Below are 17,486 nucleotides of genomic sequence, written 5' to 3'. Positions count from 1 at the left end.
GCTTATGATTTTGAACTTTTTTACTTGGGGCACTTTACACATTCAGCACCACAGTGACAAGTATAAGCCCCACTGTAGAGGGAAACTAAACACTTATGATGAATATATATACTACTTATGGCCCGTTATAAAATCCGACTTTGGTCTTAACTCACTGCTTACTTTCAAACGTACCGAATGAAATTAGCTAAACGGGTAAAATATAGCATAAATTAACGTGCAAAATAGATTTAAAGACCCTAGAAACAAAAAACGGGCATTACGCCCGTTTTATATTAATTAACTTTTAATATTGAAGCTTATTTTGCTAACTTCATTAATAAAGTGTTTAAGTTTTGCACAAACGCTGAAGGGTCTTTTAAGCTACCTTGTTCAGACAATGCTGCTTGGTCGAACAATACACCAACCCATTGCTTAAACAAATCTTCGTCTTGCGTGTCTGCTAGGGTTTTAACCAAAGAATGCTCTGGGTTAAGTTCGAATACGTACTTAACGTCAGGCACAGGCTGTCCTGCAGCTTGCATCAACTTCATCATCTGTGTGGTCATACCGTTGTCATCTGCAACAATGCACGCAGGAGAATCAGTTAGACGGTGGGTAAACTTAACGTCTACTACTTTATCGCCTAGGGCTGATTTAGCTCGCTCAACAATACCTTCTACTTCTTTTTCTGCTTCTTCTTGGGCTTTCTTAGTGTCTTCGTCTTCAAGATCGCCTAAATCTAAGTTTGCTTTCGCAATAGATTCAAACTGCTTCTCGTTGAAATCAGTTAAGTGCGACATTAACCACTCGTCAATGCGCTCACCCATTAGCAAGACTTCAATACCCTTCTTACGGAAGATTTCTAGGTGCGGGCTAGATTTAGCAGCTTGTAAGCTGTCTGCCGTTACATAATAAATCTTATCTTGGCCTTCTTTCATGCGTTCAATGTAGTCTGCCAACGACACGGTTTGTGCATCAGAGGTACTATTGGTTGATGAGAAGCGAAGTAAACCGGCGATTTTTTCGCGGTTGTTGTGGTCTTCAGAAGGCCCTTCTTTCAGCACGTTACCAAATTCGTTCCAGAATGACTGGTACTTTTCAGCATCGTTTTTCGCCATTTTCTCAAGCATTTGAAGTACGCGCTTAGTACAACCTTGACGCAATGCTTGAGTTACCTTGTTGTCTTGTAGAATTTCACGAGACACGTTAAGCGGCAAATCGTTGCTGTCTAGAAGTCCTTTAACGAAGCGCAAGTACGTAGGCATAAACTGCTCGGCATCATCCATAATGAAAACGCGCTGAACATATAATTTCAAACCGTGTGCTTGGTCGCGGTTCCACATATCAAACGGGGCTTTAGAAGGAATGTACAACAAACTTGTGTATTCAGTCTTACCTTCAACTTTGTTATGTGCCCATGCAAATGGGTCTGCAAAGTCGTGAGAAATGTGTTTATAGAATTCTTGATACTCTTCATCAGAAATATCTGATTTTTCGCGGGTCCACAAAGCAGTCGCTTTGTTTACTAGTTCCCACTCGCCTGGCTGTACTGGCGTCTTCTCGCCATCAGGGCCTTCGCTTTCAGGCACTTCTTCTTTCCACATTTTTACAGGAATGCTGATGTGGTCAGAGTATTTGCTAACAATTGAGCGTAAACGCCAATCATCAGCGAATTCTTTTTCCTCTTCACGAAGATGCAATACAATTTCAGTACCGCGAGTAGGCTTGTTGATTTCTGCTAAAGTGAATTCACCCTCGCCTTCTGAAATCCACTCAACGCCTTGTGATGCATCTGCACCAGCGGCACGGGTGCGTACAGTCACTTTATCAGCAACGATAAACGCAGAGTAAAAGCCGACACCGAACTGACCAATCAGTTGTGAGTCTTTTGCGTTGTCGCCAGATAGCTTACTGAAGAAATCTTTTGTACCCGACTTCGCAATAGTACCTAAGTTGGCTATCACTTCGTCGCGGTTCATACCAATGCCGTTATCAGCAATAGTTACCGTGCCCGCTTCTTTATCTACACTAATTTTTACGTTTAGGTCGCCATCATTTTCATAAAGGCTGTCGTTTTCTAGTGCGCGGAAACGTAGCTTGTCTGCTGCATCGGCAGCGTTAGATACAAGCTCACGTAGGAAGATTTCTTTATTTGAATACAAAGAATGAATCATCAGATGTAGAAGTTGTTTTACTTCCGTCTGAAAACCGTGGGTTTCTTTATGGGCTGCTTCAGCCATAATCCAATATCTCCTCGTTGAATGGATCACGTTACTTTCAAACAGGTAAGGCCGAACTAGCAGTTTTCAACCGCAAAGCGAAAAAATATTATTGGGGAAGCGCCGCAATTTAGAGTTTGCGGCGACCAGAAAAGGCGTGAGTGAGGGTATTACCGTCTATATATTCGAGCTCGCCACCCACTGGTACACCATGAGCAATACGAGACGCTTCAACATTATGGGCCGCACAAAGCTGAGCGATATAATGTGCAGTAGCTTCGCCTTCAACCGTCGGGTTAGTGGCAAGGATCACTTCGTTAATGCCACCTGCACTAAAACGGGTTTCCAATTCGTTTAAGCCAATTTCTTCAGGCCCTACTCCATCGATAGGCGACAAATGCCCCATCAATACAAAGTACTGGCCTTTATAACTAAGCGTTTGCTCGATTGCCAATACATCTTGCGGGCTTTCAACAATGCATAATAAGCCACTGGCTTCGCGCTCTGGATGACGGCAAATTTCGCACAGCTCATCTTCCGTAAACGTTCTGCAGCGCTTGCAGTGATGAATATGCTCCATGGCGTTGTGCAGTACATTACTTAAATCTATCGCCCCCTTACGATTGCGTTCCAAAAGGTGAAACGCCATACGCTGGGCACTCTTATTACCTACCCCTGGAAGGCAAGTTAACGCTTGAATTAATTCATTCAGTAACGGGCTAAACTTCATACAAACTTCTTATCATTTTAAATCGGGTTACGAAACAACTTTGCATGTTACTCACTAAAAGTTCTTGTTGCACACTCATAATAAAGGTAGGCCACAGGCTAGTTTGACTCAATTATTTTTTCTTTCGGCTTTACTGCCTTTCGAATTAACTTTTTATGCACTTCATCGAGTTTAATCACATAGGCGTTTCCGCCGAAAATACCTTTAAATTTCTCGTCGGTAAATATAATGGTGTTGTCGTCTTTAAAAGTGACCGCCTCTTTTTGCGTAATCAACCCCAAATCAATGCGGTAAATATCTCCAGAAAAGAATTTATCCCCTTTGAAGTTTTCGAATAACCAAATACTGGTGGAATCCAGTAGCGCTAGTTTAGTTCTGTCAGGGCTTAATGCTGCAGACGTTATCCAGCACAGTTTTTCCATGGTAGTACAGGTTTTAAAAGAGTCGATTAACTCGGCATCAAAATTAGCCGCGTGATCGCCAACTTTATATACGTTGGTAATACCATCAAAGGGCTCAGTTCTATTTTTGGTGAATAAATAAAGATGGCGCCCTAGCGCAACAAAAGCTTCTAGATCGAAGTTACGATCATTCGGCTTAACCGGTGTTTTCCCATCCATTTCAGGGTAGGTAAACTTAATAATCTCAGCGTTTGTCGACTCGGTTTTAATATCGATAGGGTTTTCTATTTTATAAATCGTTAGCCATTTTCTATCGTTATCATTATTACCAAAGTCGCCCAAGAAAAAGTGCCCGAAGTCGTTTTGGGTAATGTCTTCCCAATCGATGTTTTTAGCATTGGCAACCAAGACTTCTTTGGTGATGTCGCCATTGTCATCTAAGCGATATAGCTTGGGATCGTCGCCACTATCATTAATGGCCCACAAGTAGCCTTTCTTATCGAACTCAATACCAGAAATTTCATTCAATTTAGGATCTACAGATAACTTCTTTTTGCTATACAGCCTGTGAGTAGAAATGCCAAAGAGGGTAATGGCTACGATGACAGAAACCGTCACCGACAGGATAATACTTTTTTTCAGCATGAAAATGATGATATTTCTGAAGATTAAGATGGGGCGTATTATTACTGATGGTCTACCATAACTAAAGCCTTTTATGCTGAACGTACTGACCAATCCGGTGAAGTTTAGTTTGATGGAGTCAGTGTTAATTAAGCCTAAAGGCATACTGACCCCATTGTTCATTTAAATGCTCCTACGTTCCTTCGAATCTTAGTTTCGCTGATAATGTAAATGTCTATTTTCACCTTTACTTTTAACGGGGGAAAAGTCGTTAAGCATCTCGATTTTAACTGGTGAATCTTGCGTACATTTATTACAACCACATGCAGTGTAAGACGGCCATGCAGGGGGGAGATAGCGCCAGTAAATCTCTCTATGTAATAGGCTAAAGTAAAAAAAAGCTCTGATAAAATCAGAGCTTTTAGGTATAGCATTTACTGCCCTCTATTTAAGTCCACAACGTTCGTTATCGCTATGGTTCAAAAATATGAGATATATGGCTTAAAACGGCATTTTGAAGCCTGGTGGAAGTGACATTCCGCCAGTAACGTCACCCATTTTTTCTTTACTGGTTTCTTGAACGCGGCGAACGGCATCGTTAAATGCAGCGGCAACCAAGTCTTCAATCATGTCTTTATCGTCTTCCATTAACGTGTCGTCAATGTCTACGCGGCGAACGTTATGATTACATGTCATGGTTACCTTAACCATGCCTGCACCGGCTTCACCTGTGACTTCCAGCTTAGCCAAATCGTCTTGCACTTTCTGCATACGATCTTGCATTTGCTGAGCCTGCTTCATCATGTTGCCCATTCCACCTTTAAACATATTCTTTTCTCACTTTGTCTTAGTGTTAGTTAATGTTGCTATCGCGCTTTAACCGAGTCGGTCACTATTGATGCGTCGAATGCTGATAACAACGCTTGTATCGTTTCGTCGGTATGTACCACCGATTGTGCATGCGCCTGGCGCATAGCAATAATGTTTTGTTGCAACGCATAGGGCGTTTGTTTTGGCGAACCAAGGGTGATGGTAATATTCTCCCCTTCACCAAAACTATGATGCAATACATCAAGCAACTGTTGTTTTGCACTGTCTTTTAGTAGATGCGCCTGACTGTTATCAATTTCAAGCGTTATACCCTGATCATTTCGCAAAAAAGAAGCATGAAGCACCAATTGTTTAAGCAAACCTGCAATAGGCATTTGCTCTACGTCATTGCTCCACTTATCAATTTGGCTCGCGTGAACAAGCTTACTACCATCATCCAAATAAGCGGCTAGCTTACCTTGATACTGACTTGTGAACTGATTTACTGGCTCACCACTAAATTCATTACGGGTATCGCTTGGCTCTGATTCTAAAAGCTGAGGCTCTAAAGGCTGAGGCTCATTGCGAGCTGTTTCGCTATTGCCGCCATACTGCGCCGCGTCAGGCATTGGTGAATCAAATTGGGTATCTTGCTCGTTGGCAGTAAACGGCTCATCATTATGCTGTATACCAGTATCCCACGGGGGCATATCGGTTTGGTTTTGCATGCTAGCGTCAGAAGTCGTGTTCGAGCCAGCATCTAAATTTGAATTTGCATTTAAAGTATCAGAGCTTGATGGCGCAGTTGCCGGTGCAGTAGTTGATTCTTGTTGAGCACTGCTGTCGTCAGCCGTGCCTTTAGATTGCCTATCATCTTGGCCTTCACTAGAAGGGTCAGGAGAGCTTTGGCTTGAAGCCTTACTCATTCTATCTACAAAGCTAGTAGTTTCGTTCGTCGCTTCAGGCTTTTTCGCCGCTTGTTCTGCGCTTTCATCACGTTTTTGCTTTAACCGCTGTCGTAGCGCAAGCATATCAGCAGTGGATGTTAGCTGTGCCTCTGGTGTGGGCGTAGCGGCTGGCACAGAATCAACAGCTTGCTGCGAAGCAAAATGTGTAGATTGCGTGTCAGGGCATTCATCAGATAGCGGTGCATTTGTCAGCTGAGCATCGGCAAATTCAGGCGGCATAAATGACGACTCATCATCATCGTAAGGCGGTGGCACATCGTCCATGTATGCATCTGCTGGCGGCATATCATTAAACGGGGCCGAATCTGAAGGACTATGCTCTGACGCCAAACTTCTGACTGGCTTGCCATGCTCACCTGAAGGTTGATTGCTACCCGTAGGCTGATCGTTGCCTGTAGAATGATCATTACCTGTAGGCTGATTATTTATTACAGACTGATTGGCATCTGAAGGCTGGCTATATTTTGAATGCGCTACAGGCTGGGAAGGCTTTGCCTCTTGCGAAGCGACTTCGCCATGCGGCTCTTTCTTATGAGCCGAGGCTTCTGGTTCAGGGGTTTGCCCCTTTGAAGTGGCTAAATCTGGTAAGTCTGGTAAGTCTGGTAATTTTGTAGAAGATGAAATCTCGTCAGTTCCCGCGCGCTCAGTTTCATCAGTAGAAGTTTCTGCATCTTGAACATTTGTACTGTGAGCATCTTGTTCATTGCTGGAAAGCTCTTCATCGGCTGACGATGACCCAGCGCCTGCGCTTTTAGCACAAAGAGAGTTAGCGGTAGAAGTCGAGCTTTGCGCGTCTTGCTCAGAAATTAGTGTTTTTTTTTCCGCCGATGCAATAGGCAACGAACTATCAACCGTTCCGCTGGCTATCTCAGATGGCGCATCAGCTAAAGGCGTACTGGGTGCAAATGTCATCATACGCATTAACGTCATTTCTAATGCGCTCCTGCCGTCTGATGAGAATGGTAAGTCCTTCCTTCCTTGCAGCGCAATTTGATACAACAACTGCACTTGTTCAGCAGAAATTGATTTAGCAAGTTGGTAAATAGCTTTGGCTGAAGTTGTTTCTAATTTACAGGCTTCAGGCACCCATTGGGTTAACGCTATTTGATGTAGCGTACTGCCTAATTCGGCAAGCACATGATCGTAATCTGGTGCTTGTTCCGACATATCCTGAACCAATCGCATAACATCGGCTGGCGTTTTACTCACCACCGCATGCAATAACTTCACAAGCTGATTTTTATCCATCAAGCCTAGCATGTCGGTAACGACTGAGGCGTTAACCGCATTACCACCTTGTGCAATAGCTTGGTCGGTTAAGCTTAAGGCATCACGCATACTCCCCTGTGCAGCGCGGGCTAACAACGCTAGCGCTTGCGGCTCAAAGGGTAAGGTTTCTTGCTCTAGAATATGATTAAGCTGCCCAACTATTTGCTCTCGCGACAATGCTTTTAAATTGAACTGCAAGCAACGAGATAAAATAGTAATAGGAAGCTTTTGTGGATCGGTCGTGGCCAGTAAAAACTTAACGTGAGGCGGTGGCTCTTCTAGCGTTTTTAGTAACGCGTTAAAGCTGTGCTTAGACAGCATGTGTACTTCATCAATAAGGTACACTTTATACCGGCCGCGGGTAGGCTTGTATTGAACGTTATCAAGCAACTCTCGGGTATCTTCTACCTTCGTGCGTGAAGCCGCATCAATCTCAAGCAAATCAACATAATTACCCTGCTCAATTTCTTTACAGGTATTACATTGACCACAAGGGTTAGACCCCTGCCCTTCTTCGCAGTTTAAACTCTTGGAAAATATACGAGCAATGGTGGTTTTACCTACCCCTCGCGTACCGGTAAATAGGTACGCGTGGTGCAAGCGGTCGTTATCTAACGCATTCGAAATAGCTGAAACAACATGTTCCTGCCCTACGAGTTCACTAAACTTACCCGGGCGCCATTTACGTGCTAATACCTGATAACTCATTGCTTGTATTTTTATCCTTATTCGCCGTCGAACTCACAAAGCGTGAAGCTTTTGATACCCATCGCGGTTAGCTTTTCACGACCACCTAGTTCAGGTAAGCCGATAACAAAGCCAGCATGCTCAATGGTGCCGCCTAATGTTCGGATTAGCTTTGCAGATGCTTCGATGGTACCGCCAGTTGCTAACAAGTCGTCGATAAGTAAAACTTTATCGCCAGGCTGGATAGCATCTTTGTGGATTTCCAACGTATCAGTACCGTATTCAAGGTCGTAGGTTTCACTCACCACTTCACGGGGTAATTTGTTGGGTTTTCTTACTGGAACAAAACCAATGCCCATCTCGATGGCCAATGGTGCGCCGAATAAGAATCCGCGCGCTTCGGTTCCTGCTACTTTGTTGAATCCCATGTCTTGGAATTCTTCAAGCAACAATGCGATACAACTACTGAAAGCCTTATGGTCTTCTAGTACGCTAGTAACATCTCTAAATAAAATACCTGGCTTTGGATAGTCAGGAACGGTTTTAACAACTGATTTTATATACTGTGCAGTCACAATTATGCCTTGAATGTCTGCGTTATAACCAGAAGGTAAACCAGCCGCAGATGATATGCATCAGCGGAAACGCGAGTAAAGTTACGATAGAAGCTAGAAAGTACCACTTATTGTAGACTTCTTTGAAATCTGAATTGTCTGCCATATGCACTACCTAAACAATTTAACTAACAAAAAAATGGTCGTAAATGTTAATCGAAAGCAGACCGGATTGACAGCGCTATTGTAGTCAATTGCCTACTTTCCCAACATTTAACAGCCAAAGCTATACACTCGCGTACAACTTTAGCCTTTCTGCACTTAAGTGCCAGTTAAAAACTGGTGATTTAGTGTTCAGCAAACTGCTCAGCTAGGTAACAAAATACCTTTTTGCAGCATATCGCTTACTATTTGCTGCATACCTTGAAGCACAGTGTGTTCTGGTAGGTGGTGTAATTGCTTACAAAGCTGCTCGCCTAAGACCTCTATTCCTATGCCCTGTTCGTGCTGTTCAATGGTATGCAATAAAACTGCTGTAAGCGGATTTAAATGCACAAATTCTACATGCTGTTCTTGATTCCGATACACCACATAGAATTGTTGCTCGGGTGCGGGGTTTTCGGGAATATAATCTACCCCAATTAAATGTACAGGGTAAGTATAGGAAGCAATGGTGGCCAGCGGGGAAACGCTCACCCTCATTACCTGTTCGCCCGCTTCAAAATACACCACCTTATGAGGAGTTTTTCGAATACTGACATCTAATTCTAGCCATTCATAGTGGGCAAGTTCAGCGGCGAACTCAGGTAATTGAAATGCGAGTTCTGGGTTTGCTGACAAATACTCTACGAATTCTTTGCTAATGTCTGAAAAATACGGTGAACGGCTTTCGTGATGAATAAAAAAGGCGCGCACCAAATCATTCCAATTTTCTTCACTTACCAATGACTTTAACACCGGAAAACCTGTGCTTATAAAACCCATAATGTTATTAAAAAAAAGGGACTGATAAATATCCATGCGGCGTTTAATGTCAGCATTGTTTGTTTCAAACGAATCTGGATCTTTAATTGCGTTAACAAACTGTTGCTGGACGGTTTTAAAATTCTCGCTCATGCAGACTGCCCTGCGAAAACGCTTTGGTGATTTGCAATACACTGGGCTTGTATTGCTTTAATACGCTGCACTTCTTTTACTAATACTTCCATCGCGGGAATATTAAAATCACGTTCTAATAATGTAGGGAATACGCCATGAGTTTCATAAGCGTGCTTTAGTAAATCCCATACGGGTTCAATAACATCAGCCCCATGGGTATCTACTTTTAAATCTGGGGCTTCGTCGAAGTGCCCAGCAATATGACCATAGACAATTTTATCGCTAGGTAAGCGGTTTATAAAATCGTAAGCGTCATACTTATGATTGATGCTATTTACATAAACGTTATTTACATCGAGCAGTAACGCGCAACCTGACTCAGCTAATACCGCATTGGTAAAATCTAGTTCAGACATTTCTTGCCCAGGCGCCAAGTAATAAGACACATTTTCTAGCACCAATGGCCGCTCGATAATGTCTTGAACCTGCCTTATGCGGCCTACCACATGTTTAACTGCATCTTCTGTGAACGGTATTGGCATGAGATCGTACAGATGCCCGTTACCAGAACAGTAACTTAAGTGCTCGCTATATAAATCGATATTGTGGGTGTCTAAAAAGTGCTTTACGGTTTTAACGAATTCGATATCAAGCTTGTCGCTACTTCCAATTGAAAGGGACAAACCGTGTGTGGTAAAAGGCGCTTGTTGAATACTTTGGGCAAACTGGCGTTCGTATGTTCCCCCTAAAGGGATCCAGTTTTCGGGCGCAACTTCCCAAAAGTCGACCTCACTAGGCAGTGTTGGTAACACCTCATCTAACATCTCGCGACGAAAACCTAAACCTGCACCTTGAATATGCTTCATTATTCCACCCCAATTTCACACTAAAAAGGCCATCGAATGACGGCCTTTTTTATACTGCACTTGCCGTAGTGTTACATGCTACCGCATTTACCTTCACCACATTTTCCTTCTTTAGCTTTTTCCATTTTACCTTCAGCCATACTAGTTGCTTTATCGCCACCGCACTTGCCTTCACCACACTTGCCTTCTTTGGCTTTTTCCATTTTACCTTCAGCCATACTAGCTGCTTTATCGCCACCGCACTTGCCTTCACCACACTTGCCTTCTTTGGCTTTTTCCATTTTACCTTCAGCCATGCTAGCTGCTTTGTCGCCGCCGCACTTGCCTTCACCACATTTACCTTCGGTTGCTTTCGCCGCTTTGTCGCCACCACACTTACCTTCGCCGCATTTACCTTCGGTTGCTTTACCATCTGCAGATTTTGCCGCTTTATCACCACCGCACTTGCCTTCACCGCATTTACCTTCAGCAGCGAATTGGCTATAGCCAGATTCTAATGACTGCATTGAAAATGGGTTAACTTCAGCCATAGCAACCGTAGATGCTAACGAGCCAATAACAACCGCACCGAGTGCCGTAGCAACAGAAGATTTTTTAATTTGTTTCATTTTGTCTACCCTCAAATGTATAAGTCTGGTTTTAACGTGCGGTAGGCACGTGTAGTAGTATAGACCTAGGGGGTGAAGATCAAATTTCACTTTTTATTAATATTTTTTATATTATTAAATTTAAAGGTATTTTTAGCTAACTTTTATAGTCCCGATGTAGTACCTAGCTCAGCGTAACTCGTTTACCTTACAACTAAAGTAGGTTAAGTTTGTTCTGATTGGTTTCTTTTGAGCAAATTGAATACATGTTGAAGCAATTTTATTTGGGCGACTGGCAAGTAGAGCCAGCATCAAACACCCTTATATTAGGTAAAACGAAGCGCACCGTTGAACCCAAAGCAATGGACGTTCTATTGCTATTGTGTCAGCAAGCGGGTGAAGTGGTTAGCGCCGACGACATTATTACCCAGTGCTGGCCAGACGCGCCCGTTGGCGATAACCCTATTCATAAAACCATAACCCAATTACGTAAAGCATTAGGTGATAAAGCCAGTGCCCCTTCTTTTATAGAAACCATACGTAAACGAGGTTATCGGGTTATTGCCGATGTTCAGTTTTTAGAAGATGAACAAACACGTGCCGCCGAAACCGATTGGCAGGGTCAATCTCCGTTCCCTGGCTTAACCGCGTTTACGCAACAAGAAAGCCAAGTTTATTACGGTAGAAATGCGGCAGTAAAAAATTTACTGGCTAGGCTTTCGGATCAATTTACCAAAAAACGCCCTTTTACCCTTATTATCGGCCCTAGCGGTTCAGGTAAAAGCTCGTTAGTGCACGCAGGTTTATTACCTAGGTTATTAAACAACAAGGGCGCCAATGGTGTTCATGCCATCGATTACGCCAGTATTGATATTGCAGATATTCAGACGGCACAGATTGTGGAAGAACTTGCCGCCTGTATGTTAGATTGGGATATCAACGATGCTCCGTTGTTTGAAGGGGAAAGTGCCGATTCATTAGCGGCAAAACTGAAACGCGACCCTAAGCCGGTTATTCATTTAGCGAAAACTAAACTTACAACTGCAAGCCAGTACAATAACGTCGCTTTCCCTTGCTATGTAATAGTACTCGATCGCCTTGAAGCCTATTTGGCCACTAACCATGTTGATAGTACCCAAAAGGAAGCGGTGTTTACGCTGCTTGAAGCATTAGCAGAAAGTGGCTTCATTTTAATGCTTTTAGTATGTCGGAATGATTTTTACCATCACTTAGCTGCCTACCCCACCCTAATGAAAAATAAAGAGCGTGGAGCACATTTCGACCTTACGCCCCCTTCGGCCAGTGAATTAAGCCAAATGATACGCCTTCCAGCTATTGCCGCAGGGCTAGAGTGGGAAGAAGATAACCATACCGATGTTACGTTAGACGACATTATACTTACCGATGCCGCGGCAGAACCCAACTGTCTTCCATTATTACAATACACCTTACAAGAACTGTACTTGCAGCGAACAGCCAACTTGCTGCAAGTTAGTACCTACAAACAGTTGGGCGGTATAGAAGGCGCAATTGGCCACAAAGCTGAACAGCTTTACCAACAGATGCCGGCGTTAGTGAAAACTGCACTCGACCGCGTGCTTCCTCTAATTGTAACGCTTACCCAAGATGGCAGTAACTTAACCAGCCGCACCGCATTGTGGAGTGAGCTTAGTAACGATAACGAGAAAAACTTTGTCGAGCTAATGGTAGAGCATCGGTTATTTGTATCGCACCTTTATCAAGACAAAGCCTGCTTTAAAGTGGCGCATGAAGCCGTCCTTAGGCGCTGGCAGCGAGTACAAGGTTGGATTCAACAACACCAAAGCGCGCTGGTAAGCAAAGGCAGATTAGAACAACAAACCAAACAATGGCTGCAAGATAACAAAAGTAAGGCGTTTTTACTTACACAAGGTAAGCCCTTAACTGATGCTTTGGCGTTAAACGCCGACACTAGCTTAACACTGACGAATGACGAATTAGCGCTCATTCGGGCGTCACAGAAAACGGTGCAACGCAAACGGGTTATTCGCGGGGTTACCTTTGCAGCCCTTGCTTGTTTAACCGTAGTTTCATTTGGTGCCATGCTACAAAGTCAGCAATCGCAACAACTGGCCGAAAGGAAGCGATTAGAAGCTGAAAATTTAATGGGCTATATGATAGGTGACTTTGCCAATAAACTACGTAGCGTAAAACGTATGGACTTATTGGAAGGTATCAGCGAACAAGCACTGAGTTATGTTGAACAAGCTCAGCAAACGAGTGAATATGGATTTTTTACCATTAGCCCGCCAAAAGCGAGTTTCGAATTGCGTTTTCAACATGCGCTTTCACTGCAAGCTATGGCAGAAGTACGATTTTATAGAGACGATGTAGCCACCGCGAAAGAAGCTTACGAAGAAGCCGATGTACATATAAAGGCGCTGTTGAGCGATGCACCCAATCACTTCGAGCTACTTAAAGCGGCGGGGGCAAACGCATTTTGGTTGGGCCACATTGCTTATAACGATGGTTTGATGGACATAGCCAGAACGGCATTCGAGCGTTACCTAGCTTATAGCGAACGTATGCTAGCAATAGCCCCAGACAATACTGACGCTATGCTAGAAGTGGCCTACGCACAAAACTCTTTGGGCTCTCTTGAATATGAAAATTTTGAATTTGGTAAGTCGATTGAATACTTCAGTGCATCACTAAAGCTCAAACAATATATCGCTGAACAAAACCCTGATGATCTTGATGCTCAACTTTATGCTGCCGATACCCTGTCGTGGATAGCGTCGGCTACTGTTCATACTGGGGAATATGAAAAAGCTTTCGCGCTGTATAGGAAGGCTGAAGAAGCTTTCGAAGAGGTGTATAAAAAAAATAGTTCTAATGCAGCAATCATCGAGCCCTATGTGGCGCTACTTGTGCAAAAAGTAAGACTGGCTAAATATTTAGATTATCAAACAATTGTAGATTCAACTTTGGAATCAGCAATTTCGACATTAGAGTTTGCATTGGCCCAAGACAATAAAAATACTGAATGGCAAGGTGACTGGGTAACTATTGAAGCTTTACTATTACTCAGTCAGTCAACTATTAAAAATACAATTGACGCCGACAATACTCTAAACTCTGCTTTGGCCTTAAATTCAACTTGGGCTCTATTGTTACTAGCCGAATACTTCCAGCTAAATAATGAATGGAACAAAGCAAAGATAATTCTTTCTAAGCTACCGGATCATAAATTTGAGCAATTAGACAATGCTATACCATCGTTTAAATTTACCACAGATGTACAAAAATTAAATACCGCCCTAGTTAGGCATGTGCAACGTCAGCACCATGATAAATATACAACGAAAGGGCAATTCTGTCTGAATCTACTTGCTTTTTCAGAGCCTGTTTTGGAAAAAACATCGCACCCGGGAATACTTCTACCTTATTTATTTTCCACCAGATGCGTAGAAGATAAAAATCACATAAAAAATATCTACATCACTAAAGGCGATTCGTTAGCCTTTCCTTACTACTTCAAATATTTGAAAGGAATTTAAAAATGTCCAACCCAACACCGGTTTATCAATTTACGGTTTCTGTTGATACGAAGGCCGTTCCAGCAAGGTATACCATCTACGATCTTTCAGGGACACCTACTTCAGGAAACGTTAACGTAACTGAATTAAATACCATGATAATGTATACCCTTAATGAAGACTCCAGTGATCTACAATTCGTCGGGCCATTAGTAACGGGCGATATCGACAATGACCTTACCTATAGCATTACTGCTGACGGTCAAACCATCATCTTTGTAGATTCCGACGCCACCACCGAAAACATCTGCATGAAATTGGTTACTGCGCCTAAGAAGAATGTATATACCAGTCAAGACCCGCAGATTATTAATAAAAAACCTTCGTAGATTAGTGGAGGGGCAACATTTTGTAGCCCCAGCCTTATTTATTGTTTTACAAAAAACAAATCTGATCTCTTCCCTGAGACTTAGCCTGATAAAGCAATGTATCAGCCGCGTTCAACAAACCTTCTTTTGAACTGTAGCGATTCTCCATTTGCGTTGCCACACCCATGCTTACTGTTAACTCTGATTCTTGCGATAACGCAAACTGCCTGGTACTTAATTGCGATATATGTCGCTTAATACGTATGGCTAACAATTGGGCGGTCTGTGCTGAACATCGGGGCAACACTAAGGCAAACTCCTCACCGCCATAGCGTGCGGCTAAGGTATCGCGATTAGGAAGGCTTAACGAAATAGTTTCCCCTATTCTCTTTAAGCATCTATCCCCCGCTATATGGCCATATTGGTCGTTGAAGTCTTTAAAGTGGTCGATATCAATAAATATAATACTTAGCGGTACATCGTCTTGCTCGCAAAGATCCCACTGTTTATCAAGGTATTCGGCAAACCGATGACGATTAGCTAGCCCTGTTAAATAGTCGGTATTAGCTTTGTGTAATAGAGAACCGTACTCTGCCTTGTGAAGCGTAAGGTCGCGGAGTATGCAAAGATACAATGTATTCGCCGATGAGAATGCTTCTGGTAGCGTTGATATCGACATTTCAACACACACATGTGTTTGGTTGTCTTTGTCTGCTTGAAGGTTAACTTCCATAGGAGGGGCGGAAATTAAACCTCTTTGGCCTGCATCTAAGCTCTCAATAACATAAGTTTGTGACTTACCCGTATCATCTATAACTAGCTCAAGTAAATTATGCCCTAGCAGTTTGTCTTTTTCTATTCCCAGTAATGAGGCGGATGTAGAGTTAAGCATTTCAATAGTGCCGTTAACATCTATAACGACAACTGCTTCATTGAGAAAATTAATCATGCGCGAAAGTGAAGAATCCTGGTAAAAGTTAAAAAGCTTCTCTGTGGGTTTTTTATTAATATTTTTACTAAGCATTGTTGAAAACATTCCTTATCCCCTAGCTTTGGGCCGTATTGATTGAACAAAGCTTACGGATAAATCTCAAATTAAACCTTCTGGTTACCTTACGAATTAAAACACTGATTTAATTGAAAATTTCAGAGTCAGGAAGGTTAAATCTCGAACCAATTAAGAAGGGTATGAAGCTTTTAAGCGGGAATGCCTGGGCTATGTAACACAGTGCATATATTTCACAGCTTGTGTCTTTTTAACACTATATTTACCTATACCGTTCATGCAAATCAAGAAAAGTGCATTTAAATCAATATATTAACGTTTGGCACAAAGTATGAATTATAAATCAGGAATGAAACAGTGTGATTTACTAAACAGGAATAAAGATATGTAGGAGTAGAAGTACGGAAATACCTTCGTGCCTTTTAGATTGTCGTCAATACCGTGAACAGTTTCGGCATTCACTTCTCATATTTAACCCAAAGCATGACACATGCAAAGAAGGAATTTATTATGAAAAAGCTAACGTTAGCAATGGTTATTGGCGCAGTAATGTCTACTTCCGCGTTCGCTGCCCATCATGAATCTAGAATAACCTCAGACTTTGAGGCACTAGATGCAAATGGCGACGGCATGCTTTCCAAGGAAGAGGTTAAGGGAAGTATTACTGAAGAGACTATGTCTAAAATAGACTCAGACAGTGATGATATGATTAACCACTCTGAGTTTACTGCCTACATAAAGTCTAAACCTGAAAGGTTTACTGACGAATTAGTGGTTAAAGAAAAAACAAACCACGATGGTAAAGCCGATAGCGCACACCATCCCATGGACAAGAAAGAGGCTATGGGCACAGATGGCGATGTAATTAGCGAAGCAAATAAAGAACTCCGCTCTGAAACGAAAACCAATGCAAACCATGATTCAATGAGCAAGACATCCGCTATGGCTAAAAAGGATTCTATGGGCGCAGATGGCGATGTAATTAGTGAACAAAATAGAGAAATGCGTTCTGAAATGAAAACTAGCGACACACAACACTCGATGAAACATGGTGAAGCCATGGACGAAACGGGTGCTGTGATCAGTGAAAAGAACAACACATTACGTACAGAAGTTACGGATGCTGCGAATATGCGATTCGATGAAGCCGATGCTAATAAAGATGGTGAACTATCTAAACGTGAAATTGAAAACGCAGGTATTAAAGGTGATTTCATGACCATGGATAAAGATGGCAACGAACTTATTACTCGTATGGAATACCGTAGATATTTTGAACAAATTAAGACAATGGGCCAGTAATACTAAGCCTAATAGTTTCATAGTTTAAGCCCCGCACCTGCGGGGCTTTTTATTGCCTGTTCACTTTCCTGCAGGCATAAAAAAAAGGGCTATCCGTTAGGCTAGTTATCGTTGTGAAGCAATCGTTGTGAAGCAATTTCTTCGAATGGGAGCTTGGCTTGCGGCATGCGCTAATACGTTTCACTTTCTATCACGCATAAAAAAAGCCCTTATCATACGATAAGGGCTTTCTTCGAATGGGACCTGGCAGTGTGCTACTCTCACATGGGGAAACCCCACACTACCATCGCCGCTAATACGTTTCACTTCTGAGTTCGGAATGGGATCAGGTGGTACCGTATCGCTATGGCTGCCAGGAAAAACTTTTTGCAAACATTTGTTTGCGTAATACCGACTTATTCAGTCCATATTACTTTAATAATTAACAATTTAGGAATTCTGATATTCACGTAATCAATCTTTGAGCACTGAGTACTACTACTCTCGTTGCTTTAATC

At 42.6% G+C, this 17,486-nt stretch carries 13 protein-coding genes and 1 rRNA gene; 3 read left to right on the top strand and 11 right to left on the bottom strand.

What is annotated here, in order from left to right; translation table 11 throughout:
* Nucleotides 1-299: 299 nt before the first annotated feature.
* The 9 genes from htpG to JKP82_RS07875 all read right to left on the bottom strand — a co-directional run bounded on the left by htpG (nt 300) and on the right by JKP82_RS07875 (nt 10,816).
* A complete protein-coding gene (gene htpG, locus JKP82_RS07915; RefSeq protein WP_218396564.1) occupies nt 300-2,222 on the bottom strand; it encodes a molecular chaperone HtpG in 1,923 nt (640 codons plus the stop codon).
* A gap of 109 nt (nt 2,223-2,331) precedes the next feature.
* Complete coding sequence (recR, locus tag JKP82_RS07910; RefSeq protein ID WP_159531989.1) at nt 2,332-2,931, bottom strand: recombination mediator RecR; 600 nt, start codon at nt 2,929-2,931, stop codon at nt 2,332-2,334.
* A 98-nt stretch (nt 2,932-3,029) separates the two neighbouring features.
* Complete coding sequence (locus tag JKP82_RS07905) at nt 3,030-3,977, bottom strand: hypothetical protein (protein WP_159534609.1); 948 nt, start codon at nt 3,975-3,977, stop codon at nt 3,030-3,032.
* Between the two features lie 480 nt (nt 3,978-4,457).
* Nucleotides 4,458-4,784 carry a YbaB/EbfC family nucleoid-associated protein gene (locus JKP82_RS07900; protein WP_013783402.1) on the bottom strand — a complete coding sequence of 109 codons (327 nt, stop codon included), beginning with the start codon at nt 4,782-4,784 and terminating at the stop codon, nt 4,458-4,460.
* A 38-nt stretch (nt 4,785-4,822) separates the two neighbouring features.
* On the bottom strand, nt 4,823-7,711 hold the full coding sequence (gene dnaX, locus JKP82_RS07895; RefSeq protein WP_218396562.1) for a DNA polymerase III subunit gamma/tau: 2,889 nt from the start codon (nt 7,709-7,711) through the stop codon (nt 4,823-4,825).
* 17 nt (nt 7,712-7,728) lie between these two features.
* Nucleotides 7,729-8,265, bottom strand: a complete 537-nt coding sequence (gene apt / locus JKP82_RS07890) for an adenine phosphoribosyltransferase (protein WP_013783400.1) — start codon at nt 8,263-8,265, stop codon at nt 7,729-7,731.
* Between the two features lie 345 nt (nt 8,266-8,610).
* Nucleotides 8,611-9,360: an HvfC family RiPP maturation protein gene (locus JKP82_RS07885; protein WP_218396560.1), complete on the bottom strand. Its 750-nt coding sequence runs from the start codon at nt 9,358-9,360 to the stop codon at nt 8,611-8,613.
* On the bottom strand, nt 9,357-10,208 hold the full coding sequence (locus JKP82_RS07880) for an HvfB family MNIO-type RiPP peptide maturase (RefSeq protein ID WP_218396559.1): 852 nt from the start codon (nt 10,206-10,208) through the stop codon (nt 9,357-9,359). Before JKP82_RS07880 ends, JKP82_RS07885 begins: the two co-directional genes overlap by 4 nt.
* 71 nt (nt 10,209-10,279) lie before the next feature.
* The gene (locus JKP82_RS07875) at nt 10,280-10,816 is read right to left on the bottom strand and encodes an HvfA family oxazolone/thioamide-modified RiPP metallophore (protein WP_218396558.1); all 537 of its coding nucleotides are present in this window, start codon (nt 10,814-10,816) and stop codon (nt 10,280-10,282) included.
* A gap of 245 nt (nt 10,817-11,061) precedes the next feature.
* Between JKP82_RS07875 and JKP82_RS07870 the strand changes: the two genes are divergently transcribed.
* Together JKP82_RS07870 and JKP82_RS07865 are read left to right on the top strand one after the other, a co-directional pair.
* A complete protein-coding gene (locus tag JKP82_RS07870) occupies nt 11,062-14,334 on the top strand; it encodes an nSTAND1 domain-containing NTPase (RefSeq protein WP_258544366.1) in 3,273 nt (1,090 codons plus the stop codon).
* 2 nt (nt 14,335-14,336) lie between these two features.
* Nucleotides 14,337-14,702: a DP-EP family protein gene (locus tag JKP82_RS07865; RefSeq protein ID WP_218396554.1), complete on the top strand. Its 366-nt coding sequence runs from the start codon at nt 14,337-14,339 to the stop codon at nt 14,700-14,702.
* A 46-nt stretch (nt 14,703-14,748) separates the two neighbouring features.
* Here JKP82_RS07865 and JKP82_RS07860 read toward each other — a convergent pair whose 3' ends face one another.
* Nucleotides 14,749-15,705 carry a GGDEF domain-containing protein gene (locus JKP82_RS07860; RefSeq protein ID WP_232370649.1) on the bottom strand — a complete coding sequence of 319 codons (957 nt, stop codon included), beginning with the start codon at nt 15,703-15,705 and terminating at the stop codon, nt 14,749-14,751.
* A gap of 492 nt (nt 15,706-16,197) precedes the next feature.
* Between JKP82_RS07860 and JKP82_RS07855 the strand changes: the two genes are divergently transcribed.
* The gene (locus JKP82_RS07855; RefSeq protein ID WP_218396553.1) at nt 16,198-16,989 is read left to right on the top strand and encodes an EF-hand domain-containing protein; all 792 of its coding nucleotides are present in this window, start codon (nt 16,198-16,200) and stop codon (nt 16,987-16,989) included.
* A 241-nt stretch (nt 16,990-17,230) separates the two neighbouring features.
* On the opposite strand, the gene rrf is transcribed toward JKP82_RS07855, so the two are convergent.
* Nucleotides 17,231-17,346, bottom strand: a 5S ribosomal RNA gene (rrf, locus tag JKP82_RS07850).
* Between the last annotated feature and the right edge of the window lie 140 nt (nt 17,347-17,486).

This window comes from Alteromonas lipotrueae (assembly GCF_019249215.1).
GTDB lineage: Bacteria > Pseudomonadota > Gammaproteobacteria > Enterobacterales > Alteromonadaceae > Alteromonas > Alteromonas lipotrueae.
Note: the sequence above shows the minus strand (reverse complement) of the source record. Positions and strands in the feature narration are given on the sequence as shown.